Source organism: Bifidobacterium parmae (genome assembly GCF_002860365.1).
Lineage (GTDB): Bacteria > Actinomycetota > Actinomycetes > Actinomycetales > Bifidobacteriaceae > Bifidobacterium > Bifidobacterium parmae.
This window is the reverse complement of record NZ_NMWT01000032.1, coordinates 1-13550: the sequence shown is the minus strand read 5'-3', so window position 1 is coordinate 13550 and position 13550 is coordinate 1. Positions and strand designations below refer to the sequence as shown.

Here is a 13550-nt window from a genome sequence, read left to right as displayed (position 1 = left end):
TTCGCGTGTACATGTGTGTCTGTCGGCTGCTACAGGGCCTTGTTGAGATGCAGCAGCCAGAACATCGCGTCCTCGATGCGTTTGGGAACCGGCACGGGGATGCGGCCTTGGGAATCCTCGTCGGGGCGGCGTCCGTAGGCGGAGAACGCGAAGCACCGGTTCGTCGCATAGGTCTGGTCGAGGAACGCGAGGAAATCGCCGTTGCCCCACTGTTCGAGCAGGCCGCGCATCTCGCCGTCCACCAGCCGGGAGTCGTTCTCGTCGAACACGCCCTGCAGGGCGTGCGGCGAGGGGCGCGACAGCGTGGAGCCGCGCACGAAGCCCATGTCCTCAAGCACGTCGAGCTTCGAGAACGACGCGGCCACGGGAATGGTGATGCGCTGGTTGTTGCGCAGCCCCTGCTGCTGGCGGATCAGCGTGGCCACGTTGCCGATCACGGTGGCCGGGTCGGCGGCCGGATCATAGCCGACCACCTTGGAGGAGGCGATGGCCGCCTGATCGGTGATGGAACCCAGCACCGTGCGGTTGTTGAGCGGGTCGAGCAGGAAGATGATGCCCGCCGAATGGCTGACATAGCGTGCCACGGAGGCGATGATGTCGGGGTTCTGCCAATCCTCGCCCGCGGAGTCGAAGAACACGAGCGTGAAGGTCCTGAGCCTGCCGAAGCGTTCGGTCTTCGTGAGCGTGGCGAGAATCGGACGCTTCCCGATCGTCAGGTTGTCGTAGGAGTGCGTCTGCCCGACCGGCTGGCCGTAGTTGTACAGCGGCGCCTCGAACCGTTCGCGGTATTGGCTCTGGTCGAGCGCCGTGGGCAGGGTGAACGTGGCGCCGAACGGGCGGACGAGCCGCTTCATCATCTCGTGGATGAGCACGCCCACATAGGTGCTTTTGCCCACGCCGCGCGTGCCGATCAGCGAGATGATCATCGGCTCCGCCGTGTCGATGTCGCTCGGCAGCTGGTTGTGGCATGCGGGGCAGACGCGCACTCGGCTCATCTGATGGCATAGATCACACTCGGCGACGTCGGGCATGGCCGAACCGAACCGCGATGAGGCCGCGGAACGGAAATGATGGTGGCCCATATGGCTTGGTTCGCCCAGATACCGGGCCATCTGCTCGTCGGGCTCCGTGCGGCAGCGGGCCCGAGACTGACATTCGAACTCCACATCGTCGAGTGCGTGCTCGGTGAAGCAGAACGGGCACAGGTAGCGTCTTCTCATGAACATGGGTCGTGGTCTCCTTCTTCGTTCGTGTGCATGATTCGTCGCCACCCTCGTCAGCCGATCCGCGGCATGACACCGGGGGCGACGGTGAGGCTGTTCGTCTCGTAGGCGCGTTCGTCGGTGAAGAACAGCCGGTAGAACACGCCTTTGGCGAGCAGATTCGCCGGCAGGGGGAAGCTGTGGGAGCCGGCCGCGTCGATCGGTGGGATCTGCGCGATCGACACGCCCTGGGTGACGAACATCGGCAGGGCGCCCTGCTGGCCGCGCAGTTCGGTGGCGGGCAGCGGGCCGGAGGTTCTGATGTCGAGCTGGGCGCGGGACACGCGGCCGAATCCGAATCCGCCCTTGTGGGCCGTCACCTGATAGACGGCCTGCGCGCCCATGCCGGGCATCGGCACGCCGCCGCGATCCGTGGCCGTCCGGGCGGGCAGCGGTACGCCGGGCATGCCGCTGAAGCTGAACATGCGGTTGCTGCCCGCCGAATACGATGAGGCGGTGCCTTCGCCGATGAGCGCGAACAGGCTGAAGTAGTAGGTGGCGTGCGGGTCGAGGCCCCTGACCACGAGCGCCTGGGCCATGTCGTAGAGCGCCTTGGTCGCGCCCATCGTGGTCGCGCCCTTCTCCTGCGCGGAGGCGGGGAACCGGTCGGTGCGCCATGCGAGCAGCACGCGCGTGCAGTCCCTCGGCCAATCGAAGCGCACGATCGCGTCCGCGCCGGAGGCCTGGATACGTGTGATCTCCACCGCCTTGCGCTTCGAGACGGTGGTCGTCTCGCCGATCACGCCCATGTCGTTCTTCGCGGTCACGGCGACGATGTGGTAGATCGCGTCGTCGGCGAGCCGGAACGTGCCGGTATCGTCGCCGCGTGGCGTGACCGGCAGCGGGGATGCCTTGGAGGCGATCTCCCGCAACGGGACCATGTCGCCCCTGCTCCAGGGGATGCGACCGCGCGTCGCGTAGAACCGGGCCTCGCCGCCTTCCGGAGCGTCCCATTCGAGCGAGAACACGTCGCCGGGCATGAGCTGCGCCATGAGGAAATCAATGGGTTCGGCCGGCGCGGAGGGTGTCGTCGTGACCCGCACGCCCGAGGAATAGGCGGGCGTGCCGTCCGGCATACGGTATCCGACGAAGACCGTGTAGTGGACGGGCACGTCGTTCGCAAGCCCCCGGTCGTCCATGCCGGAATCGATGACGTTCGTCACGCGCACGCCGTCGCCCGGCCGGGCCGGCGCCCGGTCGGGGCGGCGCCACACCTCGACCATGCCGCCGCGTGGCCTGCCCCAGGTCATATGCACCGACGACTCGTCGGGAACGACCTTGAGGTCGTCCACTTCGAACAGCACGGCTGTCACAGGGGATGGGACGGCCGCGGACATGGTCGGCCCGACCTTCGCGGCCACCGCGTAGCAGTAGTCGACCGCCGGCTCGACGTCCGCGTCCACATAGGTGGTGGCCGTGGTCTCGGCGAGCGTCTCGCCGTCGCGGATGGTCGACGGGCGCGAACCGCGCTTGCGCACCAGCACATAGGAGGGCTGCGGGCCTGACGCCGGCCGCCACGAGACGACAATCCGCCGGCCGGCGCCGTCCGCCTTCGCCTGCACGGCGGCGACCGGCCGGGGCGTGAAGGCGGCGAGCGCCGTGTTGAGTTCCGGCAGGTCACGGCAGGCGTCGTAGGCGTCCAGAAGTTCCGGCAGCGTCTTCGGAGCCGGTGCCGAACGGGCCAGAAGCGCGGCGTTCCTGGCCTTCGCAAGGCCCGTGTCGATGGCGTTCCTCGCTTCGGGATCGGCGAAGCCGGGGCTTCGGCCGGCGATCTCCCGGTAGATGCGGTCGGCGTTGGCGAGCTCATGGGCGTCGATCGCGGCGTGGAGCCGTGTGCCGAGATCGCCGACGAGTCGGCGCGTGTTCGCGATGTCGGTTTTTGCGCGTTTGATGTCCTGTAGTCCCGCCCATAGTCCGTCCGCCTGATCGAGTAGTCGTTCCGCCTCGTCGAAGCGCAGCGAGGCCGCTTCGCCGCGGGCCTCGTCGCATAGGGCCGTCGCCTTGGCGAGGTTGGCGTACGCGTAGCCGCAGTTGCCGCAGAAGCGTACGTCGGCGCGGTTCCGCTCATGGCATTGCGGGCAGGCGACCTCCACCTGGCCGCCGCAGTGGGCGCAGGTGGAGGTGCCGGGGGCGAGCAGCATGCCGCACCACGGGCAGGGTTCCGCCTTCGGCCCGGCGTCGGCCCCTTCCTGTTGGACGGGCGTATAGGCGATGTCGTGGGCGCGGCACCACCAGATGAGATGGTCCTCGGCGTCGTCGCGGGTGATGGCGGCGCCGTGCGAGGTGCCGCCCTCCAGAATGCGGTCCACGTATTTGTCGGCCACGTCCTGCGGCAGGACGCCGGACGGTTGGAAGACCGTCGCCACTTCGTCGAGCACCCGCTGCATGGCCGTGTAGGCGAGATAGTCGTCGTATGCGGCGCGGGAGGCGTCGTCCTTGAACGCCCTGCGGATGCACATCTTGTACAGGTCCTTGAGGGCGCTGGTGCGCGCGTCCTGCTTGGCGTCGTTCTTCGGGTCGTCGGCGGTCGCCTTCTTCAGCCACACCGAGGTGGGCGTGGCCGCGGGGCGCATGTTGCCCGGGTCGAGCATCTGGTAGAGGTCGCGGTATCCGCAGGTGGCCAGTTCCGACTCCGCCTTGTTGAACGCCGTATAGGATTTCGGTTTGGCGAGCTCACGCCCCTTGCGCGTCTCCTGTTCGCGGATCTCCATGGTGGAGGGGATGAGCTCACGCACCACGTTCTGCGGCACCGTGTATCCGTATCGTTCCTTGGCCTGGCCCGCGATGGTGGCGAGGTCGTCCGGCGTCACGTAGCCTTTGATCGCGAACATGGTGATGATGGCGGTCACGTCGTGCTCGGCCTGGGAGCGGGCCTCGGCGTACTGCCGGGCGCGTTCGTCGCGGGAGGCGAGGAACGGAGGGAGTTCGCGGTTGGCGCGGTTCAGCTCGTCGAGCTTCTGCTTCGCCTGTGTTCCCGCGCGGGGGTTGTTCATGAGCTTCGACCAGTGTTCCTCCTGCGCCTTGAACGCGTCGGTGAACGTCTTGGCGATGGCCGGGTCCTCGTCCGCGCGGCCGACGAGGTCATGCTCGAAATCGAACAGGTCGAGCAGCTGGTAGAAGTTGATGCCGTTGCCGTCATTGGATGTCATGTCGAATCACCTTCCGGGATGACTGATGGCGGTGCCGGACGAGCCCGGGACGAGGCCGGTGGAGCCGCCGATGACGCGTGCGATGTTCGAGAAGCTGTCGCCCAGATGCCTCAGATCGGTGAGCTGGGCGAGGTCCTTCATCGAGGAGATGGCGTCGATGAAGGTTTCGTTGGCGCCGCCGAATCCCAATCCGATGGTGTCGATCCCCGCCTCGTTGCATTGCCGCGCCTGTCGGATTGCCGTGTCCTGGTCGTACCAGACGCCGTCGGTGAGGACGATGGCGTACTTCGGCCCGTCGTATCGGTCCAGTCCCCCGGCGAGGACGTCGGGGAACGGGGAGGCGTCGTTCCCGAAGGACAATTCCTCGGCGTCGAATCCGGCGGCGAGGTCGCGTATGCCCTGCCGGATGGCTCCGTCATCATCGGTGGGTTCGAGATAGGTCTTGGTCCTGTCGGCGAAGCCGATGAGACCGACGTTGAGCGCCGCCACATCGATGGAGGCGATGAAATCCCGGCAGGCATCCATCGCCTGGCGGAAGGGCTCCCCGCACATGCTGCCCGAGAAGTCGATCGCGAGATACACGGCGCCCGCGGGCGGCGCCTGCCTGTCGTTCTCCTTCGGGCTGCGTTCCAGCCAGCTCATGTCATCGGGGATGGACCTGCGTTCCATGTGGAGCTTCCGTCCGGTCTCGACCTGCGTGGCGGATACCTTGATTACGCCGTCGGCGTCATAGCGGTACGTCACGTCGATGAGCGTGCGGCCTCCATCCACATACGGGATGCCGGTGAACGCGTACAATCCCGCCACGTCGTTGTCGAGCGGCGCCGGTTCCGAACCCTGCAGCAGGTAGACGTCGAGCTCGCCGCCGCGCCTCGGCACGGCCAGTTCGCGACGTTGCGTGTTGCGTGCGGGGATGGCGGCGTTCTTCGCGATGAGGATGTCGTTGACGTAGCGTTCGCGGTCCTCGGATTCGGCGATCATGCCGAGCGCGTGCGACGTCGCGTCGGTGATCTTCCTGCCGCCGATGAGCGGCAGCGCCCGGTTCCGGGCCTTGGCGCCGCCGATGGTGGGCGGCGTCGCATTGCCGGAGGCGTCCTGGTTGGCGCGGATCGCCGCGCCGAGCGCCACCGCCTCGTCGACGTTCACGCCGGCCAGCGGCGGTTTGCCGGTCATGCGTTCGACGTATTCGTGTACCTGGGGCATGCGCGTCGAACCGCCCACGAGAATCACGCCGTCCACGTCGCTCCACCGTCTGGCCGGCGTGAAGCTCGCGAACAGACGGTCGATGATGTCGGCGGTGCGCATGAGCCGGTAGGAGGTCAGCTCATCGAACTCGCGTCGGGTGAGCGTATAGCGTCCTCGATGCCCGTGCCATGCCACGCTCACCGGGGCGGACGTGGCGTTGGTGAGGCGCTTCTTCGTCTTCTCGGCCGTCACGCCGATGATGTCGTCCTGTTCGGCGTCGTCCAGCGGATCCTCGCCGAACTCGTCCTCGAACCGGTCGGCGATCCACGTTGCCACGTCGTCGTCCCAGTCCTTGCCGCCGAGGTAATGGTCGCCGTCCGAGCCGAGGATGCGGATCTCGCCGGCGTCCACCCGGGCGAGTGTCACGTCGAACGTGCCGCCGCCCAGATCGTAGACGAGGATCGTCCGGCCCTCGTTCGACCCGCCCAGACCATAGGCGAAGGCGGCGGCGGTCGGCTCGTTGAGCAGGCCGAGCACCGTGATGCCCGCCTGGCGTGCCGCGACCAGGGTCGCCTCGCGTTCCGCGTTGCGGAAGTAGGCGGGCACGGTGACGACCGCCGCGTCGACGTGCTCGCCGGACATCATCTCGGCCTGGCCGACGAGGCCTTTGAGCAGCATGGCCGACAGGTCGACCGGCGTGCATGGGCGTCCGGACAGGTCGAGCCTGAATCCGGGGTCGCCCATGACCCGTTTGAAGAACGACGCGGTGCCGGGCTCGCCCAGCTCCTGACGCTCCTTGGCGTCCTCGCCGAACAGCTCCTCGCCGTCCTCCGTGACCGCCACGACCGAAGGCGTGACGGCATGCCCGTACTTGTTCGGGATGATGACGGCCCGGCCCGTCTCCGGGTCGATGCGCGCCACCGCCGAATACGTGGTTCCCAAGTCGATGCCGACCCTGATGCCCATGTTGCGATTCCGTTCCTTCGCCGTGATGAATGTCAGAACACGAGTCCGGTGGAGACGCGCTTCCTGGCTTCCTCGATCTCCTTCTTGCTCAGCACGTTCTCCGACTTGAACACGGTGTCGATGTTGGTGCCGTTGTCGAGCGTCTGGCCGTGGAGGGAGATGGTGCCGTCCTCCTGCACGGCCAGCGTGATCTCCAGCGGGGTGTGCGCGGGCAGGCCGGCGGGCAGATTCATCTCGCAGTCGCCGATTCTGCTGCTCGCGTCGACCGGCAGGTCGTCGGCCTTCTCCGGGGATTCGAACAATTCGATGAGCACCTGCTCCTGGTTGGCGTCGACGGTGGCGAACTGTTGGGAGGCGTGCGCGGGCAGCTCGTCGTCCTTTTTCACGATGTTGAAGATGCGCGGCTCGCCGGTCTGGCTGTCGTTCGCCTTGATGCCGAAGCTCTTCGTGGAGACGGAGATGACCTTCGTGTCGGCGTTGAGGTTGGTGGGCAGCGTGGAGCCGCCGCCGATGGTCGGCAGCATGCGCGTCTCGCCGGTCGTGGTATCGCGGGCAACGTCGTTGCCTTCGGCGTCCTGCTCCCTGACCTCGGTGCTTTTGACCTCGCTCTGTTTGGTGGCCTGGATGATCGCGTAGATCGCGGCGCCCTTGGCGACCGCCTCGTGCGGTTCGAAGATCTTGAACGGCACGCCGAACGTGTCCCCCACCATGGTCTGCACCTGCGGCATCATCGTCGAACCGCCGACGAGCAGGATCTCGTCGATGTCGACGCCCTGCGCCTTGGCCTCGTCGATCGCCTTCTGCGTGAGGTCCTTGGTGCGTTCGAGCAGCTCGCTGGTGATGTCATCGAACTCGTCGCGCGTCACTTCGATCTTCGCGCGCTGGCCGTTGTAGTCCAGGAGCTTCTTGACGCTGGTCTTGTTCGACAGCGTCTGCTTGGTCTTCTCCGACTCGATCTGCAGCTGCTGCATGAACTCCTCGTTGCCATCCTCGTCGAACGGGTCGCCCGTGTAGCCGGTCGCGTCGAGGAACTTGTCGACCATGAGCGTGGAAAGCGCGTCGTCCCAGTTCTTGCCGCCCAGATCATGGTCGCCCTCGGTGGTGATCACGCGAATCTCGCCGTTGGTGATCTTGAGCACGGTGATGTCGAACGTGCCGCCGCCCAGATCGTAGATGAGCACGTTCCTGTCGGAGTCGGCCTTGGTGACGCCGTAGCAGATGGCGGCGGCGGTCGGCTCCTCGATGATGGACAGCACGTTGAGTCCGGCCATCTCGCCCGCCTGCTTGGTGGCGGTGCGTTCGGTGTCGCCGAAGTAGGCGGGGCAGGTGATGACGACGTCCTTGACCTCGTCGTCGGTCTGCTGTTGGGCTTGGCGGACGAGCTCGCGCAGGATGTAGGCGGAGACCTCGACGGGGGAGACCTGCCGCCCGTCGATGGTGGTGGCGACCTGCGACTTGCCGATGAGCCGCTTGACGAAGGACACGGTCCGGCCTGCGGATTCCTCGAGCACGGAGGTGTCCTTGGCCTCCTGTCCGACGATCACGGTGCCGTCCTCGCCCCACTGGACCACCGAAGGCGTGGTGTCCGAGTTGGTGTCCAGATTCTTGAGCACGGTCGGGCGGTCGCCCTCCTGGTAGGCGATGCACGAGTAGGTCGTGCCCAGATCGATGCCATACACGTATTTCGACATGATGTCGTTCTCCTTATGGTGTTGTGCGGTTATGCGTGGTATGTCGCAGCGACGCTGCATGTATATATGCGCCGTCCACGCGGATTCCGGATGTCGGGATTCGGGCGGACGGTATTCGGCGGGTCAGCCGATCGACGACGGGGCGTCAGGGGTTTCGGGGGCCGCGGGGGCGTCGGCGGGTCCGTCCGGAGTCTCGGCCGGTGACGCCGGTTTGACGACCCTGTACATCACCACCTGCTCCTTGAGGAGCACGCGCGGGCGCTCGCCGGCCTCGTAGACGTAGCCGGGCGCCTTGGAACGTGCGATGGTGCGTGCCTTGGCGGGGTCGTCGGTGGGTTCGACGTCCTTCGGGAGGAACCGCTGGCGGGCCGCGTTGTAGCGGGAGCCCGGTTCGCTGTCGACGCGCGCCACGTCGTAGTCGTCGAGGATCGCGCCGAGCATGTAGTCGATGTCCTCCAGCATGTTTCGCGCCTCGGTGTCGTCTTCGGGAAGCTCGCCCTTCATCGTGTTGATTTTGGCGAGCGCCGAGGCGATGTCCTGCAGCACCGGCTCCCTGAGGTCGAGGGTCAGTCCGTCGCGCAGCTTGTTGAGTTCCGCATGCTGGCGGTCGATGACCTTCTCCTTGGCCTCGTCGTATTGCGACCGCTTCGAGAACGATCCGGAGAGTCCGTCCAACGATTCGCGCAATCCGTCAAGACGCTTGTCCAGCGCCTCGAAGCGGGCGTCGAACGCGTCGAGACGGGCGTCGGCGTCGGCCAGCCGCCCGTCCAGACCATCGAAGCGGTCCGTCCAATCGGGGACGGTCGGTGCCGGTGAGACGGGGGTTTCCGAGTCGTCGGACGTGACGGGGATCTCGGATTGGACGGGGGCCTCGGTGGGTTCGGCCGCCGATTCGTGTGATTCGGGCTCTCGTTCGGGCTGTTGCTCCGTCGGCTCGACCGGCGCGGGCTGAGGAGGCGCAGTCGTTTCGGCTGGCTGGTCCGGCGGGATGATGGGGGTCGTCTCGGGCGTGACGGGGGCGGCCGGCTGTGCGGGCTGTGCGTCGGCCGTTGCCGGACGGGCCGCCGCCTGCGGCACGTCCGGGGGAACGGGCCGTGGAAGTTTGGATCCGAGCATGGTGGATTCCTTTCGGTTGGTGTGGTCGTCTATTGACGTGGGCTGTCATGGTCGTTGCCGGTGCGCCGGGGCCTTGTCCGTCGCGGTCTGGGCGACGGGACGGACGGCTGGTCCGTCCGCGGGGCCGGCTCCTGTGGCACGGCCGGCCGCGGTACAGGAGGTTGCGCGTCTCGCCGGCCGGCACCGGATCGAGCGCCGTTCGCGGGAAGCGGCACGTCCGGGGCGGGGATGCCCTGTGCGGGCGCCGCTCCGGTGCCCGACCGGCGGTAGGGGCGGGTGCGTTGCGGTCTGAAGCTCCGTCGTGCCGGCTGAGGGGCGGGCTGCTGCGCAGGTTGTATCGGTTGTGCCTGTGGCATCGGCACGGGACTCGCCTGTTGCCGTCGCGCCGGCTGCGGCGGGGGAGTCGGCACGACGGCGGGGTGCGCGGGCCTCGATACGGGTTCCGGTGCCGAGGGGATGGACGTGGGGGACGGAACCGGCGCGGGGGTCGGGACCGGCGCAGGGGCCGGCCGGGTGAACGGAACCGGCGCGGGGGCCGGAGCGGCACCGGGCGCCGGGTATGTCGGCGCCGTACCGGTGGCTTTGCGTTCCCGCTTGGCGCGTTCCTTGTCCGCCTTGGCCTGCGCCTTGGCTTGTTCCTGCGCGATGCGTTCGCGCTCGCGCTGCGCCGCCTCGGCGGGGATGCCCTCGAACCGTCCGATGCCGGGCGTGAACACCGGCAGCTTCGTCTTCGGGAACCCGTGGATGGCGAGCGCCTTGGCGAGGGCGGGGTCGCTGAGCGAGACGATCCAATCGATGACGTCGTCCACGCCGCGCGGCATGAACCGTCCCTCCCCGGCCGTGTGCCCGATGGCGCTCACCGCGAAGAACCGGGAGACGGCGAACCGCTGCTGGATCATGTCGACCACGTCGCCCATGTCCATGTCGACGAGGAACTGGCGGCACAGGAAGTCCATCGTGTCGAGGTCGTTCGCGCATCGCTCCGGCTCCGCCTGACGGAACCGTGCGATCGCGGGCGCGCCGAGACGCTCGTCGAGGAGCGGCGCCGCGTCGACCTTGTTGATGACGACGGCCAGCGGCGTCGTCAGACGTTTGCCGCGGTTCCTCGCCAGATTCGCGTCGATGTCGTTGCGCAGCGCGTTCATCACGTCGCCGAGCGGGGAGGCGCTGATCGAGCCGGCGTCCGTGCCGCGCAGGCCGGAGGCGATGCGGGCCTTCACCTGGGGGATGGCCAGAGGGTCGATGACCAGCACGATGCCCTCGCAGTGCGCGTACTGGTTCTGCTGTTCGTTCTCGTCGCCGCGGACGAACGTCTCGCCGGCGATGTCGAGCAGCTGCATGAGACGCGACGGTCTGAGACCTCCTCCGTCGAGATAGAAGCTCATCGAGAACGCGCTGGCGCGTTGTCCGTCGGTCTCGACGGCGGTCTTGTCGACGAAGCCGCGTTCGCTGTCGGCCACCATCGTGGCGAACCGCTGTTCGCGCGCCTTGTCGTAGAAGCGCGTGGTGAGGCCATGCTCGCCGGCGCGGCGCGTGATTAGTGACACGGCGTACGCGTTGATGAGCGAGGTCTTGCCGCTTGAGGCGCCGCCCACCACGGGGATGCAGATGGTGCGGCTGCCGGCGGAGCGGATGATCTCGTCATGGCCGGCGGCGAGGCAGTATGGGCACAGGGCGGTGAGCCTGCGGCGCGGTTTGCGGCGGTCGAGGATGCTGGATGGCAGTCTCTGGCCGCATCGGCAGGTGTGGTGGAGGATGCCGTAGCGTCCGGGGAACAGGTCGCGGTGCTTGGCGCCACAGTTCGGGCACTGGTAGACGGGTCGGGCGAACCGTTTGTGGCAGTAGTCGCAGACGTTGGAGATGCGCAGGACGGCGAGGAAGAGCGTGTCGGTCAGCCATGCGGCCGCGCATAACACCGATCCGACGAGCTCGTAGCACAGGAAGGCGATGGTCTGCGGCAGCAGCATGCCGACGCAGTAGACGACGCTCATGACCACCATGCCGAGACAGCATGCCAGCCAGTACACGTACCGGCAGGCCGTCCATCCGGCGCGTACGATCATGCTGTCGAACGTCGTGCCTTCGGACAATTCGACGGCGTCGCGCGTCATATCGTCGATGTTCGTGCGCGCCTTGTCCGTAGTGGACCTGATGACCCGTGAGATGTCGGCGAAACCCGGGCCGAACAGGTACGAGACCTTCGCCGGGTCGTCGGGCCTGCGCGGCTTCGGCGGTCTCGCGGGCTTCGTGGTCCCCTTCTTCTTCCCCATATGCATGAGCCTTCCCCGATGATGCGTCGATGCGGCAACGACCTCGCGTCACATGGCGAGCGCCACGGCGAGCGCGCCGAGCGCGATCCAGAACGCGGTGACGGCGAGCCCGATGGCGAGCCCTTTGCCTTTGCCGTACACGTCGCGCAGCGTCTCGTAGTAGCCGACGATGCCGCCGTACGCGCCTTTGACGAGTCCGATGACGAGCATCGTCCCCAATGCGACGGCGGTGAGGACGCCGATGACCGTCAGCGCCATCGGCAGGATCTTGATGAGGAAGACCACCAGATAGTAGATGACGACGAGCACCAGAACGATGACCGCGAGTACGATGAACAAATCCTCCATCCGATGGCCTTCCCCTTGGAATCGGCGGTATCGCGACGCGTCAGAATTCGCGGCCGCAGTATGGGCAGGCCGCGGTGTTCGTGTGGCTGTTGAGCGAATGGCTGCTGTAGCAGCGCGCGCCGCAGCTGGGGCAGTCGCGCACCATGCTGCTGTCCGCGCCGTATTCGCCGGGCTTGTAATAGGTGTACATGGCCATGATGGTTTCCCTCCGTCCGTCCCGAACATCGCACGGCCGTCGTACGTCGGACGGCTGCCGCATGGTTTCGGGCGTAATGGTTTCGACATTGAAAAAGAGGGGAGGCGAGTGCCTCGAAAACAGTTCTCATCGTATCACCGCCGGGTCGCGGCGGTGCGGTACGACCCGCGCAGGACGTCCGATCCGTGCGGACGGCTCACCCCGTGGGTTCCGTGCGGCCGGTTCACTCCGTGTGGTCGGTTCGCCGCGCGCCGGTCCCGGAGACCTCCCCGCGCAGGCCGTCGGCGACCAGCAGCAGCGCGTCCTTGATCATGATGTTCGTCAGCAGCATGCGCGAGACGTGCTCGTTCGGCAGGAACAGCCGCATCCGCGCCTTCGGGTCGTTCCACGAGGCATCGGCGGGGAACACGCGTCCCGCGTCGCCGAACACCCACGCCGGTTGCGCGACGTGGCGTTTGAACTCGGAGATCGCCTCGTTCGAGTCGAGCATCACGGTCGCGGCGAGCCCGTGCAGCATGGTCGAGATGAGGTCGACGTCCACGCACGCCCGGCGTGATCCCGCCGACCGCGACACCACGACGACCGGTTTGCGGCGTTCCGGCGACAACAGCAGTTCGGCGAGCCCGCGCGCCTCCGCCTTCGTGCGGATCACATGCGCCGGATGCCGTCTGCGCAGCTCCTCCAGATCGTAGGAGCGCGTCTCGTCGGACCGGTCGACGAACCGTCGGACGGCGTCTTCGGACGGCGCGGCGGACGGTCCGGTGGCGGCGGCATCGTCGTCGCGCCGCAGCAGGTCGGCGATCAGCCGGCCGCGATGCGCCGCGGTGTCCAGATAGTAGAGCGTCGTCGCCGCCGGCGGCGCGGGGTAGAGCCGCGCCGCCCCGTTGTAGACGCCGGGCGTGCCGTGGCCGTCCACGGCCAGAGCCGCATTGAACGTCTCGTCCGCGCCGTCGACGGTCCTGCCGGCTCCGTCGAGCAGCGCGACGTCCAACGCGCCGCCCGTCAGCGTGGCGATCGCCGCGACGTCGTTCCACGCGTCGTGCGCGTTCCCCCGCGCGGTGACGACGAGCACCGGTCTCGTGCGTGCGCCGGACAGCACGTAGCGTGCAAGCCGTCGCGCGTCCTCGCCGTCGGTCACCCGCTGCGGGCGGGATGAGGGGAGAGCCAACATCGTTCGATCCTTCCTCAGCGCGCGAAACCGTCGCACGCCGTTCGTCGATATCCGTCGGCGGGGATATGTCGCGAAACGGGCGCATCCGGATGCGAAAAACTGAAAAGCGCATCTGCATACAAGAAGAAGGAGATGGGCGAGTGCCCTGAACAAGCCGTATCGTACCACATGCACGCATCCCGGCTGGGAATTGTCT

The 13550-nt window shown here is 67.3% G+C and carries 9 protein-coding genes; all 9 read right to left on the bottom strand.

Going from position 1 to position 13550, the window contains the following annotated elements; translation table 11 throughout:
• Positions 1–29 precede the first annotated feature (29 nt).
• Complete coding sequence (locus Uis4E_RS10925; RefSeq protein WP_101623188.1) at positions 30–1226, bottom strand: P-loop NTPase family protein; 1197 nt, start codon at positions 1224–1226, stop codon at positions 30–32.
• A 50-nt stretch (positions 1227–1276) separates the two neighbouring features.
• Positions 1277–4411, bottom strand: coding sequence for a zinc ribbon domain-containing protein (locus Uis4E_RS10920; protein WP_101623187.1), 3135 nt, complete (start codon positions 4409–4411; stop codon positions 1277–1279).
• A gap of 6 nt (positions 4412–4417) precedes the next feature.
• Positions 4418–6562, bottom strand: a complete 2145-nt coding sequence (locus Uis4E_RS10915; protein ID WP_101623186.1) for an Hsp70 family protein — start codon at positions 6560–6562, stop codon at positions 4418–4420.
• A 32-nt stretch (positions 6563–6594) separates the two neighbouring features.
• On the bottom strand, positions 6595–8253 hold the full coding sequence (locus Uis4E_RS10910; RefSeq protein WP_165784968.1) for an Hsp70 family protein: 1659 nt from the start codon (positions 8251–8253) through the stop codon (positions 6595–6597).
• Between the two features lie 123 nt (positions 8254–8376).
• On the bottom strand, positions 8377–9369 hold the full coding sequence (locus Uis4E_RS10905) for a hypothetical protein (RefSeq protein ID WP_101623184.1): 993 nt from the start codon (positions 9367–9369) through the stop codon (positions 8377–8379).
• 29 nt (positions 9370–9398) lie between these two features.
• Positions 9399–11639, bottom strand: a complete 2241-nt coding sequence (locus tag Uis4E_RS12340; protein ID WP_101623183.1) for a TRAFAC clade GTPase domain-containing protein — start codon at positions 11637–11639, stop codon at positions 9399–9401.
• Between the two features lie 48 nt (positions 11640–11687).
• Complete coding sequence (locus Uis4E_RS10895; RefSeq protein WP_165784967.1) at positions 11688–11978, bottom strand: hypothetical protein; 291 nt, start codon at positions 11976–11978, stop codon at positions 11688–11690.
• Between the two features lie 49 nt (positions 11979–12027).
• Positions 12028–12183 carry a hypothetical protein gene (locus Uis4E_RS11990; protein WP_165784966.1) on the bottom strand — a complete coding sequence of 52 codons (156 nt, stop codon included), beginning with the start codon at positions 12181–12183 and terminating at the stop codon, positions 12028–12030.
• Positions 12184–12406: 223 nt separating this feature from the next.
• Positions 12407–13354, bottom strand: a complete 948-nt coding sequence (locus Uis4E_RS10890) for a hypothetical protein (protein ID WP_133125461.1) — start codon at positions 13352–13354, stop codon at positions 12407–12409.
• Between the last annotated feature and the right edge of the window lie 196 nt (positions 13355–13550).